The organism is Pontivivens marinum (genome assembly GCF_900231835.1).
Classification (GTDB): domain Bacteria; phylum Pseudomonadota; class Alphaproteobacteria; order Rhodobacterales; family Rhodobacteraceae; genus Pontivivens; species Pontivivens marinum.
Genome location: NZ_OCTN01000002.1, coordinates 55,215 through 76,288, shown reverse-complemented (window position 1 = coordinate 76,288; position 21,074 = coordinate 55,215). Strand labels below are relative to the sequence as shown.

At 58.3% G+C, this 21,074-nt stretch carries 21 protein-coding genes; 7 read left to right on the top strand and 14 right to left on the bottom strand.

Annotation, left to right across the window (positions count from 1 at the left end; translation table 11 throughout):
• Positions 1 to 17: 17 nt before the first annotated feature.
• The 4 genes from CR254_RS06280 to CR254_RS06265 all read right to left on the bottom strand — a co-directional run bounded on the left by CR254_RS06280 (position 18) and on the right by CR254_RS06265 (position 3,695).
• Positions 18 to 890, bottom strand: a complete 873-nt coding sequence (locus CR254_RS06280) for an esterase-like activity of phytase family protein (protein ID WP_180955906.1) — start codon at positions 888 to 890, stop codon at positions 18 to 20.
• Positions 887 to 1,765, bottom strand: a complete 879-nt coding sequence (gene mepA / locus CR254_RS06275) for a penicillin-insensitive murein endopeptidase (protein WP_097928996.1) — start codon at positions 1,763 to 1,765, stop codon at positions 887 to 889. The genes CR254_RS06280 and mepA overlap by 4 nt, the downstream gene beginning before the upstream one ends.
• Complete coding sequence (locus CR254_RS06270) at positions 1,762 to 3,099, bottom strand: MFS transporter (protein WP_425440248.1); 1,338 nt, start codon at positions 3,097 to 3,099, stop codon at positions 1,762 to 1,764. Before CR254_RS06270 ends, mepA begins: the two co-directional genes overlap by 4 nt.
• 65 nt (positions 3,100 to 3,164) lie before the next feature.
• Positions 3,165 to 3,695 (bottom strand): thioesterase family protein, encoded by a 531-nt coding sequence (locus CR254_RS06265; protein WP_097928994.1) that lies wholly within the window; start codon positions 3,693 to 3,695, stop codon positions 3,165 to 3,167.
• A gap of 122 nt (positions 3,696 to 3,817) precedes the next feature.
• Here CR254_RS06265 and CR254_RS06260 point away from each other — a divergent pair, with 122 nt between their 5' ends.
• Complete coding sequence (locus CR254_RS06260; RefSeq protein WP_097928993.1) at positions 3,818 to 4,102, top strand: YggT family protein; 285 nt, start codon at positions 3,818 to 3,820, stop codon at positions 4,100 to 4,102.
• Here CR254_RS06260 and CR254_RS06255 read toward each other — a convergent pair.
• A complete protein-coding gene (locus CR254_RS06255; protein ID WP_097928992.1) occupies positions 4,099 to 4,716 on the bottom strand; it encodes a VOC family protein in 618 nt (205 codons plus the stop codon). The genes CR254_RS06260 and CR254_RS06255 overlap by 4 nt on opposite strands.
• Positions 4,717 to 4,864: 148 nt before the next feature.
• On the opposite strand from CR254_RS06255, the gene CR254_RS06250 reads away from it, so the two are divergent.
• The 3 genes from CR254_RS06250 to CR254_RS06240 are packed head-to-tail and all read left to right on the top strand — an operon-like array spanning position 4,865 to position 7,034.
• Positions 4,865 to 5,197, top strand: coding sequence for a rhodanese-like domain-containing protein (locus CR254_RS06250; protein WP_097928991.1), 333 nt, complete (start codon positions 4,865 to 4,867; stop codon positions 5,195 to 5,197).
• Positions 5,194 to 6,411, top strand: coding sequence for a chromate efflux transporter (gene chrA / locus CR254_RS06245; protein WP_097928990.1), 1,218 nt, complete (start codon positions 5,194 to 5,196; stop codon positions 6,409 to 6,411). Before CR254_RS06250 ends, chrA begins: the two co-directional genes overlap by 4 nt.
• Before the next feature lie 59 nt (positions 6,412 to 6,470).
• Complete coding sequence (locus CR254_RS06240; protein WP_097928989.1) at positions 6,471 to 7,034, top strand: deaminase; 564 nt, start codon at positions 6,471 to 6,473, stop codon at positions 7,032 to 7,034.
• On the opposite strand, the gene msrA is transcribed toward CR254_RS06240, so the two are convergent.
• Complete coding sequence (msrA, locus tag CR254_RS06235) at positions 7,027 to 7,626, bottom strand: peptide-methionine (S)-S-oxide reductase MsrA (RefSeq protein ID WP_097928988.1); 600 nt, start codon at positions 7,624 to 7,626, stop codon at positions 7,027 to 7,029. The genes CR254_RS06240 and msrA overlap by 8 nt on opposite strands.
• Positions 7,627 to 7,777: 151 nt before the next feature.
• On the opposite strand from msrA, the gene CR254_RS06230 reads away from it, so the two are divergent.
• Both CR254_RS06230 and CR254_RS06225 read left to right on the top strand, forming a co-directional pair.
• Positions 7,778 to 8,053, top strand: coding sequence for a hypothetical protein (locus CR254_RS06230; protein ID WP_097928987.1), 276 nt, complete (start codon positions 7,778 to 7,780; stop codon positions 8,051 to 8,053).
• Positions 8,050 to 9,810, top strand: coding sequence for a methyl-accepting chemotaxis protein (locus CR254_RS06225; protein ID WP_180955905.1), 1,761 nt, complete (start codon positions 8,050 to 8,052; stop codon positions 9,808 to 9,810). The genes CR254_RS06230 and CR254_RS06225 overlap by 4 nt, the downstream gene beginning before the upstream one ends.
• A 2-nt stretch (positions 9,811 to 9,812) precedes the next feature.
• Here the strand turns inward: CR254_RS06225 and CR254_RS06220 are convergent, their stop codons facing one another.
• The 8 genes from CR254_RS06220 to CR254_RS06185 form a co-directional block, all read right to left on the bottom strand.
• Positions 9,813 to 11,030: an argininosuccinate synthase gene (locus CR254_RS06220; RefSeq protein WP_097928985.1), complete on the bottom strand. Its 1,218-nt coding sequence runs from the start codon at positions 11,028 to 11,030 to the stop codon at positions 9,813 to 9,815.
• Positions 11,031 to 11,481: 451 nt separating this feature from the next.
• Positions 11,482 to 12,597, bottom strand: a complete 1,116-nt coding sequence (locus CR254_RS06215; protein WP_097928984.1) for a pyridoxal phosphate-dependent aminotransferase — start codon at positions 12,595 to 12,597, stop codon at positions 11,482 to 11,484.
• Positions 12,594 to 13,151, bottom strand: coding sequence for a hypothetical protein (locus CR254_RS06210; RefSeq protein ID WP_097928983.1), 558 nt, complete (start codon positions 13,149 to 13,151; stop codon positions 12,594 to 12,596). Before CR254_RS06210 ends, CR254_RS06215 begins: the two co-directional genes overlap by 4 nt.
• Entirely contained in the window at positions 13,148 to 16,003 is a 2,856-nt protein-coding gene (locus CR254_RS06205; protein WP_097928982.1) for a valine--tRNA ligase, read from the bottom strand. Before CR254_RS06205 ends, CR254_RS06210 begins: the two co-directional genes overlap by 4 nt.
• Before the next feature lie 63 nt (positions 16,004 to 16,066).
• The gene (locus CR254_RS06200) at positions 16,067 to 16,801 is read right to left on the bottom strand and encodes a hypothetical protein (RefSeq protein ID WP_097928981.1); all 735 of its coding nucleotides are present in this window, start codon (positions 16,799 to 16,801) and stop codon (positions 16,067 to 16,069) included.
• 12 nt (positions 16,802 to 16,813) lie between these two features.
• Positions 16,814 to 18,220, bottom strand: coding sequence for a TolC family outer membrane protein (locus tag CR254_RS06195; protein ID WP_097928980.1), 1,407 nt, complete (start codon positions 18,218 to 18,220; stop codon positions 16,814 to 16,816).
• A gap of 75 nt (positions 18,221 to 18,295) precedes the next feature.
• A complete protein-coding gene (locus CR254_RS06190) occupies positions 18,296 to 18,949 on the bottom strand; it encodes a protein-L-isoaspartate O-methyltransferase family protein (protein ID WP_097928979.1) in 654 nt (217 codons plus the stop codon).
• A gap of 387 nt (positions 18,950 to 19,336) precedes the next feature.
• Positions 19,337 to 20,380 carry a phospholipase D-like domain-containing protein gene (locus CR254_RS06185; protein WP_245851458.1) on the bottom strand — a complete coding sequence of 348 codons (1,044 nt, stop codon included), beginning with the start codon at positions 20,378 to 20,380 and terminating at the stop codon, positions 19,337 to 19,339.
• Here CR254_RS06185 and CR254_RS18195 point away from each other — a divergent pair.
• A complete protein-coding gene (locus CR254_RS18195; RefSeq protein ID WP_245851455.1) occupies positions 20,354 to 20,902 on the top strand; it encodes a hypothetical protein in 549 nt (182 codons plus the stop codon). The two genes, CR254_RS06185 and CR254_RS18195, sit on opposite strands and share 27 nt — an antisense overlap.
• Positions 20,903 to 21,074 lie beyond the last annotated feature (172 nt).

The following is a 21,074-nucleotide window of genomic DNA, read 5'->3' as shown; positions in this document are numbered from 1 at the left end:
GCCGCGTCACGGTGCAATCAATCGGCAGCGTTCAGCACGTATTCTGTCAGCAATGTGCGTTGCAGGAACAGGAAGTTGTCATCGGAGATGATTGTCATGCGCAATTGCCCAGCGGGGTCGCGCCAGATGTCCATCCCCTCGGCATTATCCATATCCGTGGTCGGGCTTAGCACGCGCTGCATATCGGTGATCTGATCCCCGATGGCAAAGCTGCGGACCTGCACCCGAAAGCCTAATCCGGTAAAGTCCCGCTCCAACACATATAACCGCCCATCCGGCCCGATATCGGCGGCCGTTGGCAGATAGGGCGGTTCGCGAGGGATTTGCAGGTCGGAATCCCAAACACCATCGCGCAGGCGAAACACGGGGAAAGGGCGATCCAACGCACCTGATCGTTCGGGAATAGCCAGCACGGTGCCGTCCGGCAGGTTGGCCATCGCCTCCACCCCCGAATTGAATTGTAGCGCGGTAATCCCCTGTGGCACCGGCACCTCAACCGGTGTGCCGCCTAGCGCATCATATGCCCAGATAGCGTTGCGCCGCTCCAGCGAGATCAGCAGGCGATCCCCCTGCCATGCCAAGGATTCCGCGTCGGCGTCCTTGTCGAACATCACCTGACCGGCGGGTGAGATCAGGCGGTGACGCTCCTGCTCCACCACGCCACGCAGCGTGCCATCAGCATCCCGTTGCAGGGCCGCCGTGATCAGCAGCCCCTTATCACTCACCGCGATCAGGGATTGACCGTCCGGCCCTATCAACAAGCCGGACAGGCCGCCAAATTCAGCGCCCTGCCCGTTCCATTCAATCTGTGACACACGTTGCGCAGTATCGGCCTGCGCCGCGACGCAACCGCCCAGCAGGGCCATTACCAGCAGTAGGCTGCGGCTCAATTCGCAAGCACCGTGGCGCATTGCTGTGGCAAGTCTGCCATCGTTAGCTGCCTGCGCGGTGTCGGCGCGGGGGTACCGGGCGCGGCTGGCGGTGGGTTCAACGCTTCCTCTGACGTCCACCACGCTAATGTTTCATCGCATCCATCGCCTGCGGGAATGGCCGCTTGGTTCTGGCAATTGGTCGCGCCCTCGGGGCAATTCAGCCGCACGTGGAAATGATAGTTATGCCCCCACCATGGTCGGATTTTACGCAGCCAAGCGCGATCCTCACCCGCGGTGCGGCACATCTCCTGCTTGGCCGCCGCAGTCACGAAAATCCGCGCAACAGCAGGGTCGGATGCCGCCGCTCGCAAAACCGCCATATGGCCCGCGGTCCAGTTGGCATTAACGCTGCGCTGATCCTCGGACCGGATCGAAATGGAGCTGAGGTTTTCACGCTCCAGCTCCGTCAGATCCAGCCGTTCAGGTGGCAGCATCCAGATATCCGCGTCCAACCCCATTTGGTGCGAGGCATGGCCGCTGAGCATCGGCCCACCACGCGGTTGACTGATATCGCCCACATAAATCCCGTTCCAGCCGGCATCCGTGACCACCTGTTGGCTGAACCGCCAGATAAAGCTGATCATGTCCGGATGGCCCCAGTTCCGGTTTCGGCTAAGGCGCATCGCCTGCCAGGTCGGCCCCGTTTCCGGCAATTGCACCGCCCCCGCCACACATCCGCGCGCATAGGAACCTAGCGGCTGCGCCACCTGCGCCGACGAGTCCCGCGCCGCGCCGAACAACTGCCGCGCCTCGGTTTGTGCCTGTGCGGTTCCGGTCCATGTAGCCAGCGTCAGGCCCAAGGCCAGCGTTACCTTCGTCAAATATCGAGTCATTGTTTTTCATCCCCCTGCGGCCGAACATAGTATAGCAACAGCAGCCCTAGCACGAACAATCCCACCACCGGCGTCACGCCCAGCCGCTGCGATTCCGTGATGTCGGTCACGAAACCGATCAGGAACAGGCCCAGAAACGCCGTTGCCTTGCCCGCCAGCCCGTATAGGCCAAAGCTCTGCGTCATAATCGCCGGATCGCTGGCCTGACGCACCATCAGTGAGCGTGACGACGCCTGCAAGGCACCGCCCGCCGCGCCAATCAAGCCGCCGAGAATGAAAAAGATCAGCTTTGGCACTTCACTGCCCTCACCCAGATCAAAGCCAATGAAACTGGTCGCGGTTGTCAGCGTCAGGATCAGTGAGAACAGCGCCAATGCGGCCACACTGATCGTCACCACTGGTTTGGGCCCGAAACGACTGTCAAACTTGCCGCCAATCCACGCACCCAGCGCGCCGGTGAAATTCGCGAGGATGCCGAAAATGCCCAGTTCGATCACGCCAATGCCCAACACCCCTGCCGCATAGATACCGGCAAAGGCATATAGAGCCGCCAACGCATCGCGGTAGAACATCGACGACAGCAGGAACGACATCAGCGATGGCCGCGATGGCAGGTTGCGAACCATGCGCCCCAACTCTTGCAGGCCAAGCCGTGCAGAGACCGCAACCGGCTTACGCTTGGTATCCGCTGTGAACAAAAACAGCGGGATGATGAACACTGCATACCATAGGGCCGAAAACGGACCGGCGGCGCGGTTTCCCTCAGCTGTGATCGGATCAAGGCCGAGGATCGGAGTGCCCCCCAGCATCGTCAGCCCCGTTTCCGCATCGCCAACCATCAGGCCCAGCACCAGAATAAGCGAGGCCAGCCCGCCCAGATAGCCCATCGCCCATGCCGAGCCTGAAATCCGGCCAATCTGATCCTGTGGCCCCAGATCAGGCAGCATCGCGTTGAGAAAGATAAACGCCAGTTCCGTCGTGATGATCGCCACGGCAAAGGCAATCAAAATTATCGTTGGGTCGCTCATCGCGGGTATGCCGAACCATAGCGCGGCCACAGCAATCACATGCAGCGCAGATAGTGCCGCAATCCACGGCTTGCGCGGGCCGGATACATCAGCCATCGCGCCTAATATCGGCGCGAAAATCGCAACGATCAACGCCGCAGTGCCGGTCATATAGCCCCATGTCGCCTGCGCCTGATCGCCACCACCCAGCCCGAATTCAACGAAGTAGGGCGCGAACACAAAGGTAATGCACAAGGTGTGGAACGGCTGCCCCGCCCAATCAGCAAGCATCCATGCAAAGACGCCACGTTTTTTGACTTCGGCCACCTGCATTCCTCTCGATTCAATTTGCACAATAGGACAGTGCCGCGTGGTTCAGATCAAGGGCGCAATCAGCTTTCAGGAGGCCATGGGCGCGCGGCCTCGACATCGATCCATTGCTGGACCCATTCGGGCAATTCGGGGCACCAGTCAGGATCGCCCATCTCCTCCAGCACCTCGGCAATTGGCACCATTCGCCGCGCGCCGGTGGTCGCTATCCTGTAGACGACATGGGCGTGGCAATCGTCGCCCCGCCAAATGCTTTGATGCAGATAGATGAACCGCTCATCGTGCCCTAATGCGCGCGACCGCATCACATAACGACGGAGCGGCAGGATACGCCGACGATAGCGAACATTGGCACCCGCTGTTGTCAGCCCCCAACCGCGACGGCGTAGCGCACGGGCAAGGCCGGTGCGAAAACCCCATGGGATACGCCCCAGATCATAAATGCTCAGCACGCGGCCATTGTTCATTTCGCCGAACATGTCGATGTCCCACGGCCAACAGATATGCGTGGATTCGTGCAATCCGCCGGTCGGCAAGTCCGGTTTGCGGCCAGCCTGAAACATATGCCATGCGAGCCTTACGAACGGATACATGCTCTCTCTCCCATGCGAGTATGACGGCTACTCTTGCAGGATTTGCCGGTGGCGACTACCTCTTGCGAACGATTTTCGACGCTCCGACCCGTGAGCGATGACCACCTGAAAGGCCCGCGCTCATGACATCCATCCTGATGATCCTACTTTATGCCATTAAGATTTTTTACTACATCGTCATCGCACATGTGGTGATGAGCTGGCTGATTACGTTCAACGTGCTGAACCTGCATCAACCGCTGGTTTATCAAATCTGGTCGGGCCTGAACCGCTTGCTGGAGCCGATCTATGGCCGCATCCGGAATTTCCTGCCCAATATGGGCGGATTGGACCTTGCCCCGCTGGTGGTGTTTTTCGGGCTTTATGCGCTGCAAACCATAATCATCAACAACCTGTACTCGTTCTAGGACGTTAGCGTGACGGACCCGCGTGGCGTGGCAAAGGTCGCGCGCAACGCGGGTCCACTGGCGATGTGCTGAACCTTTGGCACATCAGCCACCGCTGTTAACAACGGCGCGGAAGCGTCAGAAATGGCTATGTTTTCCAAACTCACACCGCCATCAGGCAGGCTGATTTCCGGTGTAACGACATCGGCCGGCCATTCAATCAGGGTTGGCACACGGCCACCCTGCAAAAGCGCCCCATCATCGCGAACACTCAGATCCCAATGTAACCCTGCCCGTGTTACACGCACCGCTGGCCCAACCGGCAGCGCGATCTCGTGCAAGCGTTGATGCAAGTCATTCACCCTAGCAACCCATGTTAACAGGCGCGGGCCATCTGCCAGCGATTTTTGCACCGCCGGATCATCCAGCCCGAACCATCGGGTTCGCTGTGCGGTAACCGCTGGGTCAACCGCAATAACCTCCAGATAACAATCGCCCAAGGACCACAGCGCGTTATGCGTGCCCATCAGCGGGTGCTGCCCCGCGCCGCCCGGCGGCACGCCCAACATACGTGTCATCCATTCACGGCCCGTCTGCAAATCCGCAGCGGCAAAAACCAGGTGGTCGATCTGCATGGTCGCCTCGCGTCATCATAGCTTCACACTTGCCCGACATTGGCATAAGAACGTCCTGCGGGACATGGCGATCTCCCGGACTTCGGCCCCGCCTTTCAGGTATTCGGGCCCAAGCATCGCGCGGCCCCACAGAAAGGGAGCGTGAAACGTGACCAATTACCAACTGCCCAATATCAGTGCCGAGGATGCAATCGCAGCCCTCAACACCAGCCAACCGCCTGTCTTGATTGACGTACGCAAGGAGCAGGCCCGTGGCGCTATCGGCGTACAGGGTGCGATCTGGATCAACCCCATGACCCTGGACCACCAGCAGGCAAGCGCGATGCCCAGGGGATCAACGCTAATCTATTGCGTTCATGGGCATGAGGTCAGCCAATTCGCCTGCGCCCTCGCCCGTATTCACGGGGTTGATGCCAAATATGTCATAGGCGGATTCGCGGCACTGGCTGCTACTGGCGCTCGCATGGAGGATTTCGCATGAGCACCGTCAAACTTTCCCAAGCGCTCGGCGTTTATCTGCGGATTGGCCTGCTGTCCTTTGGCGGTCCTGCGGGCCAGATCGCGTTGATGCAGGAGGAGCTGGTGACACGTCGCGGCTGGATCGATGCAGCCGCATTTCAGCGCGGTCTGAATGTCGCGATGCTGCTGCCGGGACCAGAGGCGCAGCAGTTGGCCACATGGCTGGGCTGGCGCCTGCATGGCATCTGGGGCGGATTGGCCGCAGGGCTGGCGTTTATTCTACCAGGAACGGCGCTGATGATAGCCTTGGCATGGATCGCCGCGACCAAGGGGGATAGCGGGCCAGTTGCCGCACTCTTTTACGGAATTCAACCAGCCGTGCTGGTGATCGTGGCAAAGGCGGTGATGTCGCTATCTGGGCGGTCGCTGAAGGGTGCGCGGCATTGGGCGCTGGCAGCCCTCGCCTTTGGTGCATTGGCCATTCTGGGGCTGAGCTTTCCGATTGTAATGCTGGTTGCGGCCCTCGCAGGATTTTTGCTGCCCCCTGTCCCGCAGCCTGACATCCCCGCAACACCGCCTGCCCGTGGATCGACCGCGCGGATAATTGTGGTCAGCATCCTTGCGGTCGCTCTGGTGTATTGGGCTGTGCGTCTGTGTTTCGGTGTCGATCCGTTTGACGGCGTGGCGGAGTTGTTTCTGAGCGCGGCATTTGTCAGCTTTGGCGGCGCATATGCCCTGCTGCCCTATGTGGCGGAACGTGCGGTGGACAGTTATGGCTGGCTGTCGCCCGAGCAGATGCTGAACGGCCTGGCCATTGCCGAGGCAACACCCGGCCCACTGATCCTTGTAAACGTCTATGCAGGGTTCTTTGCGGGGCATTCGGCGACAGGGTTCGGGGTGCTGACCGCGGCGCTTGCGTGTTTTTACACCTTTGCGCCCAGCTTTATGTTGATCCTCGCCGCCGCGCCGCATGTGGAAAGCATCCAGCGGCGGCGTTGGATCCGGCAGGCGCTGGCCGGTGTTTCGGCGGCTGTGGTCGGTGTTGTCCTGAACCTCGCCTTTTATCTGGCACAGGCGGCGTTGTGGCCGGATTTCATCGGACAGCCGGATTGGTTGAAACTGGCCCTAGTGGTTGTGTTTGCACTGATGACGTGGCGCCTGAAACCATCGGTTCTGGTGTTGATCGGCAGCGGTGCCGCCATCGGTTTGGCGCTGCATTTAGGCGGCGCGATCTGATCGGGCTTTCCAACTGACCCTAGCTGCTGCATCGTAAGCTGAACGAATTGGAGAGCCCCATGACCCTAGCCGCGCGCCTGCTTGATGTGATCGAGAATGACATCATCCCTCTCACCAAAACCGGTGTGGCGCGCGGTGATAAGGTGTTCGGCGCGGCGATCCTGCGCAAATCGGATCTGTCGCTGGTGATTGCGGGAACCAATGCCGAAACCGACAACCCGCTTTGGCATGGTGAGGTTCACACCCTCAAGCAGTTCTACGAGATGGCAGGAACCCCACCCACCGATGGCCTGATTTTCCTATCGACGCATGAGCCGTGCACGATGTGTATGTCCGCCATCACATGGGCCGGTTTTGACAATTACGCCTACTTCTTCAGCCACGAGGACAGCCGCGACGGTTTTGGCATTCCCCATGACCTCCAAATCATGAAGGAGCTTTATGATTTGGAGGCTGGTGAATACCGGCGCGACAATGCCTTTTTCAAGGCAAGCGCGATTGCAGATCTGATCGGGGATGACCCCGAATTGATCGCACAGGCGGCGCGCATTACTGCCGCATATGCTGAATTGTCGGATGCCTATCAGGCAGGAAAATCGGGGAATGAAATTCCGCTCAATTAATCTTGGCGGCGTGCTCACCCCAGATGCGCTCTACCTGCCGATCTCGCCCGCAGCTGGCACGGTAATAGCGATAGCGCAGCGGGTTTTTCAGGTAGTAATCCTGATGATATTCCTCGGCCGGGTAAAAGGTGCCACCCTCGACCACCTCGGTCACAATGGGCTGACCCAACTCGGCTGATAATTCGGCAATCACTGCGGTGGATGCTACGAATTGTGCGTCGGTTTGGGCATAGATCCCCGAGGAATAGCCGAACCCGCGATCACAAAATTGCCCACCTGCATCCGTCACATCGATCGTGCGCAGCAGATATTCGGCAAGCGTCTCAAAATCCACGATATTACCGTCATAGACGATCTCAACAACCTCGCGATGCCCTGTGCCACCCGCAGTGACCTGCCGATAGGTCGGGTTAACAACTGTGCCGCCGGCAAAACCGGACGTGGTTTCCAGAACGCCCTCCAGCTTGTCGAAATCGCTTTCGACGCACCAAAAACATCCCCCCGCAAACACGGCCCGCTGCCGATCCTCGGCGTAGGCAGCGGATGTTGTCAAAGCGGCGAGCGTGGCAGCAACAAGCGTAAGGCGGATCATGGTAGCTCCTATAAACGTGTCTGCTGAAATTGGCGCACGCAATCCAACGGCGCAAGCCACGCAACATAGACGTGATCGCAATGTGAGCTGGAAACGAAGTTTTAAATCTTTGCCCGCATCTAGGGAGGGAGAATTGTCGAAAGGACTCCTGATGTCGCTACCAGCCATCATGTTACAGGGATTGACCCTTTTGGGCCTGACCCTTTTTTTGCTCGTGCCCACGGACACGCAAATCGGCAGCTTGCTGGTTTGGTCACGACTGGATCCACAGGTCCTGTCTAAGCAATCAGGTGGACATTGGGGCGGCCTGAACGGGCCCATGGGCACCTATGTTGTGACCGGAACGGCTGGAACGCTGCGCGATCAGGATGCCCTCGTCCTACTCAACTTAGATCAATTGGCAACATGGTGCGGAGTGCAGGTGTGAGCAATATCAAGAAACGTCCTTCAACAGCTGAGTTGATTGCTTGGTTTGCAGCGGCGCATGCCCTGCCAATCGCAATCATCGCATGGCTTCTGGATCAGCCTATTTTAGTGGCCGTGATCTTCTCACTGATCTTGGCCGCCCCTGCCGTCATCCTGACCAAGCGTAAGGAATACGGCGCGCCTGTATCCGTCGCAATCGCGCTGGCCGGTCAGCCAATGATCTTGCTGGGGCTATTCAACGGCCATGTGCTGCAAATCGACATACACATGTATTTCTTTGTTGTTCTCGCAATTATCGGCACATTGGACAGTCGGCCCGCCATTATTGCAGGTGGCATCGCGATTGCTGCCCATCACGTTGCGCTAAGCTATTTCCTGCCATTCCTGCTATATTCCGGCAGCAGTGGCATCGCCCGCACCAGCCTGCATGCGCTATTTGTATCCATGGAATGTGGTGCGTTGATCCTAGCATACCACGCCCGCCAGCACCTGACCGAGCTGCGAAACATCTCACGGTATGAGGCGGAGCAAGAGGCTGCATCGGCGCTTTCTGCACAAAGCCAGCTCTCCGAATTGACCGCCCGCGCCAGTAATGAGCGCAGTCGGATCATCGAGCAGTTCGATCAATCCTTCTCTGATCTAATTGCACAGGGCGCAGCCGGTGAATTTTCGGCCCGCATTCCGATCGCATTTGAGGATGAGGTATTTGCCCGCATTGCGGGGCAACTCAACCACCTATTCGTTTCGGTGGAGCAGAGCGTCGATCAGGTCGAGCAACATTTCCGCGCGCTATCCGATGGCAAATTGCAGCACCGCATGTCCACTGATGGCGTAGGACGCTTTGCTGATATTAGCGCGGCTGCCAACCAGGCAACCCAAGCGCTAGAGGATGTGTTGAGCGAAACCGACCGTGCCGTGCAGATGACACGTGAGACCGTGACAAAGGTTCTGTTCGACACTGACACAGTCTCGGAACGCGCCTCGCAACAGGCCGCCGCGATTGAGGAAACCGCTGCAACCACACAACAATTCACGGAGTCGCTGGAGGTTGGCCAAACCTTGCTGCGCGATGTAGGCAGCAAGGCAACTCAACTATCTAATCGGGCGAGCGAAGGCTCGGAAGTGACCGCAGCGGCTGTTGCCTCAGTTGGAAAAATCTCGCGTGGCTCTGGCGAAATGCGTGAAATCTTGGGGGTTATTGAGGCGATTTCGTTCCAAACCAATCTGCTCGCCCTAAATGCCGCGGTTGAGGCCGCGCGCGCTGGCGATGCAGGTCGTGGCTTTGCCGTCGTCGCGACGGAGGTTCGCCGCCTGGCACAACGTAGCGCCGATGCAGCAAGCGGAATCGCCACGTTGATTGAAGATTCAAAGGGAAATATGGAAAGCGGTGTTGAAATGGTTGAGCGCGCTGGCAGCATGCTCTCCGAAATCACCGATAAAACGAAAACGGTCGCCAGCCAAGTTTCGCAAGTCACCCGCACCGCAGAGGAACAAATGCTAGGACTGCGTGAGATTGACGCCGCAATCACTGCTATGGAAAGCAGTGTGCAATCCACGGCGAGCATTGCTGAACGCACAACACGTTCCATGGGCAAGCTCGCGGAGCAAATTGCGTCGGTCGAGTCCAACCTCAGTCGTTTTAGTATCGTTCGTGTCGCTGCGGCGCCCGTAGCTCAGGCACCGCAACCAATTGCTCTCCATCCACAAGTAGATGGATCATCCGCCCTAGCCTATCACGAGGACTGGTCTGAGCTTTAAGCTCAGCGCCGGTTCCGTGCTGCAAGCAGCTTCAGACGCAGTGCGTTGATCTTGATGAAGCCGGCGGCGTCCTTCTGATCATAGGCGCCCGCATCTTCCTCAAAGGTCACGTGCTGCTCGGAATACAGGCTGTCCTCGGACCAACGACCAACGGTTTGTGCGCTACCCTTGTACAACTTCATACGGACCGTGCCGTTCACATGCTCTTGGCTGTGATCGATTGCGGCTTGCAGCATCTCACGCTCGGGGCTGTACCAGTAGCCGTTATAGATCAGCTCTGCGTATCGCGGCATCAGCTCATCCTTGAGGTGCGCAGCGCCGCGATCCAGCGTGATCGACTCGATACCACGATGCGCCTCTAGCAGCAGGGTGCCGCCGGGCGTCTCATATACACCGCGCGACTTCATACCGACATAACGTCCCTCAACCAAATCGAGACGACCGCAGCCATGCTTTCCGCCCAACTCGTTCAGCTTGGTCAGAATGGTCGCTGGGCTCATCTCTTCGCCGTTGATCGCGACTGCGTCACCCTTTGCGAAGGTAACCTCGATATATTCCGGTGTATCTGGCGCGTCCTCCGGGTGGACCGTACGCTGATAAACGTAATCAGGTGCCTCAACCGCAGGATCCTCAAGCACTTTGCCCTCGGAGGAAGTGTGCAGCAGGTTTGCATCGACGGAGAACGGAGCCTCGCCGCGCTTATCTTTGGCAATCGGGATCTGGTTCGCCTCAGCAAATTCCAGAAGCCGTGTGCGCGAGGTCAGATCCCATTCACGCCACGGCGCGATGACCTGAATGTCGGGGTTCAGGGCGTATGCGCTCAGCTCGAACCGAACCTGATCGTTGCCCTTGCCCGTTGCGCCGTGCGCGACAGCATCAGCACCGGTTTCGGCTGCGATCTCGACCAGACGCTTGGAAATTAGCGGGCGCGCAATCGAGGTGCCCAGCAGATACAGCCCCTCATAAACCGCATTTGCGCGGAACATCGGGAAGACGAAGTCGCGCACGAATTCCTCACGAACATCCTCGATGAAGATGTTCTCAGGCTTGATGCCCAGTAGCTCGGCTTTTTTCCGAGCTGGCTCCAGCTCTTCACCCTGCCCCAAATCGGCGGTGAAGGTGACAACCTCGCAGCCATATTCGGTCTGCAACCACTTGAGGATGATGGACGTGTCGAGACCGCCTGAATAGGCCAGGACAACCTTTTTGGGTGCGCTCATATCGATCTCCTCACATGGGCTAACGCGTTTAGGTGATCGCCTATCCGATCACAGGTTTCTGTTCAAGCGACCGCCGGTAATCAGCGCGCAGGAATTCCGTGCCAATTCGATCAGTCGGGGCAGTAGTCACATCCAGACCAAGTGTGAAATTACCCATAACGGCAGGCAAAACCTGCGTAAAATTGCGCCCAAAAGTCGGAGCAAAGTGGATCAACCAAGAGTTGTTTTCCCACCGGTACAAAACTCACCCCCTCATCGGAACATTCATGCGCAGCGCGAAAAATATCGCATACAGGGGCTTTACAAAAATCGGGGCGCCCCAAAACAGGGCGCCCCTAATGAATTGAAAAATCAAAAAATATATGCTTCGGTATCTATAAATTGGTCGTAAAATCTTATTGCACCCAAACTGGCCCGCAATAGTTAACGAGGTCTTTAAGGAGGCGAGTGATTAGCGCGCTTTACTACCTAGAGATGAAAGTGCGGCCGTTAACTCCGCCTTAAGAAGATTAAGTTCTCGTTCTTTTCCTGCCGAAACACGCACACACCGATTCTGCGGACTGACAAATGGCATCCGAACGAAGCATCCCGCCTGAACAAGCGAATCAAGAATCGCTTTCGCGCGCTCCACACCTTTACCGCAATCAATTGTCACAAAGTTCGTTGCGGAGGGGATCGGCTGTAGCCCGAGGCCAGTTGCGATCGCCGCCAATGCGTCACGCGCGGCAGCGGTTTGCGCCACCACATCGGCCAACCACGCCTGATCCTGCAAGGCAGCTAACGCACCTGCTTGAGCAACGCGGTTCACGCCAAAATGGTTCCGCACCTTACCAAAGGCGGAAACCAGCTCAGGGTGCCCTATAGCATAGCCAACTCGCGCACCGGCCAGCCCGTATGCCTTGGAAAAAGTACGCATGCGGATAACATTTGGGTTCGCGACATCTATCACAGGCAAGGCTCCCTCTGGCGCAAACTCGCCATAGGCCTCATCCAGACACAGCACGCATCCATCCGGCAGGCCGTCAATCAGTCGCTGTACCGTGGCCGCATCGTGCCATGTGCCCATTGGATTGTCGGGATTTGCGAAATAGATCAGCTTGGCATCAACCTGCCGTGCCATTTCGAGTAAGGCATCGGGATCCTCGTAATCGCCCTTATAGGGAACCGCGTGCAACTCCCCGCCAAATCCCGCCACATGGTAGTTGAACGTAGGATAGGCGCCCATGGACGTCACAACGGCATCCCCAACACCGATCAGCAGCCGGACGAGATAGCCGAGCAGACCGTCGATCCCCTCACCCACGACAATAGCGTCCATGGGCACGTCGAGGTGAGTGCTTAACGCAGAGCGCAGGTCGTAATTTTCGGGATCCCCGTATTTCCAGCTCTCCGCAGCGGCATCCGCCATTGCCGCGATTGCCTTAGGCGACGGACCGAATGCGCTTTCATTCGCGCCGAGCCGTGCGGCGAATGCACTGCCACGCGCGCGCTCCTGTGTCTCCGGCCCCACAAAGGGGACCGTGGACGGCAGAGACGCGGCAAGTGGTGTGTAGCGTGGGCCGCTCATGCGACGACCTTGCGCAGCTCCGGGTGCATGACCCAGACGAACGCACCGTCCTCACGCTCCGTACCCTTCCAGCCGACCAGACCGATTGCAGCATCAGCGCCCTTATAAGCGAGCGTTTCGGGCAGATCCATGTCGAGCGCATCCGCAATCTCACGCCCCAGCATCCCGTATTGCAGGTTCACACCGGCGGGTGTCGGGTATCCAGCGGCGGCGGCCAGCTCAACTGCCGTCATGCCCTCATCACCTGCGGCCGCATGGGCCAGCGCCATGGCGTGCAGCTTTGGCGCGAGGTCGAGCGTTGCCCAGGCTTCACCGTACTCCTTGGACGTTGGCACGGTGAACTTGCCGATTTTGCGCCGCGCGGCCTCGCGATCACCATCACGACGGTCGAGCATGTCGCACAGCGTTTCGATCGCATCCTCTGGTGTGTCGGCCTCCGCCTGCGCGATGGGGCCCTCGACCCCATCGGCAAAGGCGGTTGCCCGCGCGTGATCACCTATCGTTGCAGTGCGGATGAAATAGCGTCCGTATTGAACGTCTTCGTGCTGGTTCATGCGAGTGCCCTTACCCGAATTTGCGCGGCGCGCAGTTTATCGGCTTCCTCCGCTGCGGCGACGAGGCGTGCGCGCTGTTCAGCGACCACATCCTCTGGCGCCTTGGCGAGGAACTTTTCGTTTTTCAGCTTGCCGTTCAGGCCGCCGATTTCCTTGGCCAATTTGGCGAGGGCCTTGTCCAGCCGCGCCTCCTCCGCCTTAACATCCACCAAGCCAGCAAGTGGCAGGCAAACCGTTGCACCGGCTAGGCCCAGCGTGACCGCGCCCTCTGGCACGGCATCTGCATAGTTTACACCCTCAACCCGGGCCAGACGCTCAACCAGCGTGCGGTTATCCTCGAACCGCTGGCGCGTTTGATCATCAGCCGCCACCAGCACAAGGCCGGTTTTCGCACTGCCCGGCACGTTCATCTCGGACCGCACGGAACGGATTTCCTCGATCAAGGCGCGAACCCAGCCCATTTCCGCCTCAGCATCATCATCGCTAAGGTCCCCATATTCAGGCCAGTCGGTGGTGACGAGCATCTCAGGCCGCTCGGCGATCCCCTTCCACAGCTCCTCGGTGATGAAGGGCATGAACGGGTGCAGCAGGATCAAGCACTGATCGATAACCCACGCCATTGTTGCGCGGGTTTCCTCGGCCTGATCGCCTGCGAAGAGCGGCTTGGCGAACTCAACATACCAATCGCAAACCGTGCCCCAGACAAAAGCGTAAAGCGCGCTGGACGCATCGTTGAAGCGGTATGCGGCCAGAGCTGCGTCTACCTCGTCCTTTGCCTTGGCCGTTTCGGCCATGATCCAACGGTTCACCTTTGCCTGTGGATCGGGCTGGCCGACCGGCTTAGCATCGTTCATTTCGGCAAAGCGGGTGGCGTTCCACAGCTTGGTGCCGAAGTTTCGATAGCCCTCGATCCGCTGGATCGACAGTTTCAGGTCGCGCCCCATTGCCGCCATGGACGACAGGGTAAAGCGCACCGCATCCGCGCCGTACTGATCAATCAGGTCCAGTGGGTCGAGCACGTTACCCTTGGATTTCGACATCTTCTGACCACGCTCATCGCGCACCAACGCGTGCACATAGACAGTGTGGAACGGTGCACGGCTCTGCGGGTCCATCTGCTTGCCCATCATCAGCATCCGGGCAACCCAGAAGAAGATGATGTCAAAGCCGGTGACCAGCACGGAGGTAGGATAGTATTTCTCCAACTCCGCTGTCTGCTCGGGCCAGCCCAGCGTGCCCATTGGCCACAGGCCGGAGGAGAACCATGTATCCAGAACGTCGGGATCACGCGTTAGCTGCACCCCTGCTCCGGCCTTGGCCTGCGCCTCTTCCTCGTTCACGGCGCAATATTGATTGCCATCAGCGTCGAACCAAACCGGCACCTGGTGGCCCCACCATAGCTGGCGGGAAATGCACCACGGCTCGATGTTCTCCATCCAGTGGAAATAGACCTTCGCATCCCGCTCGGGCAGGATTTGCGTCTCACCGGACCGAACCGCCTCCATTGCCGGGCCAGCCAGTTTTGCGGCATCCACGAACCACTGATCGGTCAGCATCGGCTCAATCACCACACCGGAGCGATCGCCAAAGGGCTGCATGATCGGCTTGTTATCCACCAGAGGAATATGGCTGCGAACGGGCTCCGCGTCCTCATCCGCATCAATGGCGGCGGGGTTCGGGACCATTACGGCCAGCCCTTCAGCGGTGATAGCATCCACGATCTTTTTGCGTGCGTCAAACCGGTCCAGACCGCGATACTCGTCCGGTACGAGATTGATCTCGTCCACCTCAGCCTCGGAGGCGGTATCCCCCTCCAGCAAGTGCTGTGCCGCGGTGGCGCTGTCAGCATAGCTGAGGCCATCGTCACGCATCGCGGCAACCGTGTTCATCAGGCGATACAATGGAATGCCGCCCCGCTTGGCCACTTGGTAATCGTTGAAATCGTGCGCGCCGGTAATTTTCACAGCACCCGAACCGAAATCCATGTCGGGATATTCGTCGGTGATGATCGGGATCAGGCGGCGTGTTTCCTTTGGCCCAACGGGGATTTCACAGCGCTTGCCTACGATGGACGCATAGCGCTCATCATCCGGATGCACAGCAACCGCACCGTCGCCCAGCATGGTTTCAGGGCGTGTTGTCGCGATCGAGATATAGTCCCGTGTTTCGCGCAGCGTGACGTTACCGTCCTCGTCCTTTTCGACATATTCATATGTCTCACCACCTGCGAGGGGGTATTTAAAGTGCCACATGTGGCCGTTAACGTCGCGGTTTTCGACCTCCAGGTCCGAAATCGCAGTCTCGAATTTCGGATCCCAGTTAACCAATCGTTTACCGCGATAGATCAAACCTGCTTCGTACATCTCAACGAAGGTTTTGATGACCGCATCGGGGAAAGTACCGGACATGGTGAACGCATTACGATCCCAATCACAGGATGCGCCCAGGCGTTTTAGCTGCCCGATGATCGTGTCGCCGGATTCTTCTTTCCAGTCCCAGACCTTTTCGAGGAATTTTTCACGGCCCAGATCGCGCCGACCCGGTTCATTCCGCTCGGCCAATTGCCGCTCGACAACCATCTGCGTGGCGATGCCGGCATGATCCTGCCCCGGCTGCCACAGCGTATCGAACCCGCGCATCCGGTGCCAACGCACCAGGATATCCTGCAACGTGTTGTTGAATGCGTGGCCCATATGCAATGAGCCTGTAACATTCGGTGGCGGGATCATGATGCAGAACGGGTCCGCACCTGGTTTTGCGTTGGCCCCTGCCCGAAAGGCCCCCGCCTGTTCCCAAGCAGTTGCGATTGCAGCTTCGCTGGTGCTCGCGTCGAAATTTTTATCCATCGCCATGCGTAAATTCCCTCATCCGGTCTCGGATGCGGTTTAGCGGGCGACGGCGCTAAGGGAAAGCAGTCAGTTTAAACCACGATCCTTGAACGCCCGAACAATGTCCTTTCGGATCGTCTTGCGTATGGATCGCGCGATTTCATCGCCGAGCGCACCGCGCAACTCCTCGGCAACGATTGCGCGGATTTCGGCGCGCAATTCCTCATGCGTACCGATATCCACACCGACCAGAACCTCGCGCACGATCGCGCGAATCTCTGTTTCATCAATTGCTGATGTTTCTACCTCAACAGGGGCAGTTACCTCAGCAATTGGTTCGGCATAGGCCTGTGGGGTCCAGACATCGTATTCACTGGGCGGCGTGTCAGGTTTGGGCGTCCAAACGTCATATTCGGGATTCGCCACGCTCTCGACTTCATCCTCGACAGTCGCTTCCGGTTCTACAGGCCGCTTGCCGAATAGGGGCGTAACTGTGGCTGAGGGCTGCTGATCCGCGTCATCCTCAATCTCGACATGAGGAGCCTCTGGCACCTCCTCGATTTCCACGACCTCGTTTGGCTCGCTAACTGGCGTGTCCAGCCGAAGGCTGGCCACAGCAACGGGTGCATCCAGCCGCAGTGGGGTGACATCACCACCACTGTCGGCATCTTCGACCTGTTGCTCAGCCCCCAAACGCATGGGTGCTGCATCGCCCGCCTGCGGGCGCGCCGAAAAACCGGCCTCTTCCGCCTGCACGCGTGCACGAATTGCCGCAAGCACGTCACTGACGCTGCGCTCCACGCCGTCATCGCCGTTGGTCATACTTGCGTTTCCTCAGTTACGGCCCAGAACCCGATCGAGCACAGCGCCGCGATTGGGTGCGAAGGGGCCATCCTCAACATCGTTAAAGTAGATGTTGGGATCGTAGGCGTCCACCGGCAAACCCAAGTGATCTACCGTCAACAGCCCAAGGGCAGATAGCAGCGTGTAGGCTGCAACATATTCGTCGCGCTGTGCGGAAACCAGATTGGACTGCGCGTTCAGCAAATCCTGTTCCGTATCAAGCACATCGAGTGTGGTCCGTGCACCGAGACGCGCCTCCTCCACGATACCCTCAAACGCAACGCGCGCTGCGGTGATCTGCTGGCGGCTGGAGGTGATCGAGGATCGTGCGACGGTCAGACTGGTCCATGCGGTCGAAACCTGCTGCTGGATCAGGCGTGCTGTATCGTTCAGTTCAGCCTGCGCTTGCTCTAGCTGCGCAACCCGCTGACGCACTGCGCTCGACAAGGCACCGCCCTGATACAATGGCACCACGACGCTCGCGCCAACCTGCGTAGAACGGCCACTGACCTGCCCGCCGCCAGATGTGCTGTCAAAGCTGTTATCGAGCGATACGTTACCGTTCAAGGCAACGGTCGGGCGGAAATTTGCACGCGCCTGCGTTACGCGAAACTCTGCCGCAGCAACCTCGGCCCGATCAGAGGTCAGCAATGGATGATTCGCGTTTGCGATCTCCATTGCCTCTGCCTCGCTACCGGGCAGTTCAGGCAAGCTGGGTGGAGGGGCGAGGTCGGACGGGTCAACACCGACCACAGCAGTATAGGAGTTGCGCGATAATTCTAGTGCACCCAAATTCGAAACCAGATTGGTTTGCGCGGCGGCCAAAGCGGCCTGCGCTTGGCTGACATCGGTTCGCGTCACCTCACCCACCTCAAACCGGTCGGACGCGGCCTGAAGCTGACGGGTAATCACACGCACGTTGTTCTGCGCGAGGGATACAAATTGCAGATCGCGGCGCACATCTAGATAGGCCGTAACCGTATCCAGCAGAACCGATTGCTCCTGCACCATCAACAAGGCGCGCAAGCTATCAACCGTTGCCAAGGCCGCATCGACAGCCGCTGCTGTTTCGCCACCGTCAAAAATCGTCCAGTCGCCGTTAAGGTCGAGACTTTGCGAATCTGCGTAATCGTTGCTACCCGCAAAAAACCGGTCGTTGCTCGTGGTCAGAGTTGCGCTGGCAGATGCCGAAACGCTGGGTCGCAAACCCGCACGCGCCTGCGGAACGCTTTCATCAGCGGAGCGCAATGCAGCGCGCGAAACATCTAGTGTAGGCGAGCTGTTATAGGCCTGAACCATCGCATCAGTCAGCGTTTCCGCCTGCGCGACGCCCAGCGTCCCCACCATCAATGCTGCTACCGAAAGTGTAGATGCAAACCGTGTTGCAATACGCTTCATTGCGAAATCCTTATACTATCCAGCCGAGTTTAGTGATCTCGGTTCACTTAACTCCGAACTCAACCCCACGCTGGCTCAGAAAACAAATGCTTTCTCGGCAGAAAATCCAGGAAGCACCGGCGCGGTTGCATCAAAGCTGCGCCGCCACGTGATACCGTTAGCGCCCTTAACACCCAGCTTTGCAACGCCAAGCGCACCATCCATCTGGATCATGGCGATCCGGCCATTCGGGCGTAATTGGTCCACGATATCAGTGGGTAAGGACTCTACTCCACCCTGAAAGACAATCACATCATAGGGGCCATGCGACGCGGCACCAGCGGCCAGCGGCCCACGCTCCACAACGGCATTATCAACACCCTGCGCGGCGAGAGTAGACGACGCCGCATCCGCCAGAGATTCATCTTCCTCCAGCGCGACAACAGCCTCAGCAATGCGTGCGATAATCGCTGTGGAGTAGCCATGACCACATCCGATATCGAGCACCAAATCATGGGGCTGAATCGCCAGAGCGTCGATCAGTTTCGCCAGTACGCGCGGGTCCAAGCATACGCGCCCTGCCCCGATATCGACATGCTCACCCATATAGGCAATCGCCTGCGCCTCGCTCGGCAGGTATTCCTCACGTGGTACGGTCAACATGGCTTGAATAATCGGAAAGCGTGTCACATCGGATGGGCGGATCTGGCAATCAACCATTGCGGTTCGGGCGGCCTTGAAATCGGTCATGGGCTCGGAGTCCTTGCGAGGGGCATATGTCTGAACTCTGATGTGCCACAGCAGGACGATTTGAGCAACGGTACAAGAACCCTTGGGGCGCAGCCAGCATCATTCGTTACCCTCACCCCACACTACGCAGAAATGCAAAGGCGGAGTGGTGGCGTAGCGGATTGCAAATCCATTTCGGAAACCACAAACAAAGAACTATCAGCCGTAACCACCAGCGGACCTTTGTCGAACAAAGACGGAACTTCGTAACAGTGGCGGCTGCTCTGCCATCCAATTTAGCGGTTCAACAATTTGATATTAATGACCTCGGGGGGGAGCGCTACTGATGTTTTGCGTCTCTCAGCCCGAATCTATCTGCCATTATAATTTTGAAAATTGAGCGGCGCGTTACTTAAGACGCCAGTGCATCCACAGTCTGACCGCGACATAGGCAGCGGCAACTCCCGCCGCTCCAATAGCAATATGACGAGGGCGAATGCCCTGCCCCGCATTGCTATTGTCGTGCGCGAAATATCGCTGGTCCATCAGACGAGTGTCCGCGAGGAGCTTACCCATCCAGCTTTCCGGCAATGCCACGATGGGCCGCAAGCCACGGCTGTGCAGATCGTTCAAATGCTCGATCGCTGTTATGACGGATCCTTCGCGGCGCAATGTTTCCGCAAATTTCTCCTGCGATACGCCCAGATGCTCGGATAGCAGCCGATCCCGAAAACCGGAGATCAGCTCAGCATGACCATGAAGCGCGACGTTGCATTCCGTGTCGAAGCCCATCGACCTGTCATTCAGGTTGCTGGACCCGATGATCAGGATTGCATCATCCACAACCATGACCTTGGCGTGGACATAGATCGGCTCGCCTGCGCTGTTTTCAGGGTGATAAATGCGGAACCGGTCCGAGCGATCTGCCCCTCGCAGGCGGTTAATGGCGCGCGCACGCAGGACGTGCATTGACTGATCTTCGAATTCGGACAGGGCCGCTTCTGGGTTGATGCAGATGATCTCGGGCGGATTGTCATCCGTTAACCGCTCGTGCAGCGCATCACAGATCGTCTTGGTCGTCAGGTATTGTGACTCGATATAGATCGTGTCGCGAGCGGCGCGGATGCTATCCAGAAACAGGCACTCGATCTCATTGATAAGCGGCTCGCCGTCGTAGGGCGGCTCGGTGCGGGCGATCGCAACATCGACTTGGGTTGCCTCGATCGGGAGACTGTCGGGCCATATTTCATGTGCGGCCATGTTAGGCGCTATCAGAGTCTCACCGGTTGCCCGGAACCAGCGCGCACGAGACAGGTCACCAAGCGCTTCGGCAACCGGGCCCGTCAGCGCAGTTGTTGCATCATGCCATGGGCCCAGCTTTTCCCCGTCCTTGCCAACACGGCGCGGATCATCAGGGAGATGGCCGTGCGTATCCCACCGATTCTCCGTCACATCGATGCCGCCGCAAAACGCGAAGGTGTTGTCGGCCACAATTATTTTCTGGTGATGACAGGCACCAAAGGGATGATGACCGTCCAGCGCAAAATGGATTTGATCACTGCTGGTCACATAGACCGCTGCGGTGGAAAGCATACGGCCGGGCGCCACAACGACCGCGCCGTTCCACTTCAGGATATAGACCTGCAGGTCGGGCGTCCGCTCGACGACCGCCTCCAGAAAGGCACCTACCTGGTTTGGCAGGCCATCGGGTGCGTTACCGTCATCGTCGCTCTCGCCTGGCAACATCTCGATCTCAAAATCGAAGTCCCACCCGATAAGAAGCAGCTCACGCTGGGTCTGCAGGACGATCTGCCGCAATGCTGCAAAGTAATCTTCACCATCGACGACCAGCGCCAGGCGCTCGGCCTGCCTCACCCGCCAGCAGTTTATGTCTGGGTTAAAGAAACTGGCCGTGACTGTTTCGCCCTCATGCCTGCTCTGTCCCATGCCTTAGCCCTTCATTTTGTCGGTTAGTTAAAGGTCCTATTGTCGCGACCCTGTGCGTTTCGACGAAGCGCCCGATCACTCTGATCCGAATTTACACGTCATAGAAACCACTTTCTGCCAAGTGTATGCGCCGCAGCATTTGTCAAAGATCTTGGAGCCAACCTCCGAAACATAACGCCTGAAGTGACCGACCATGATA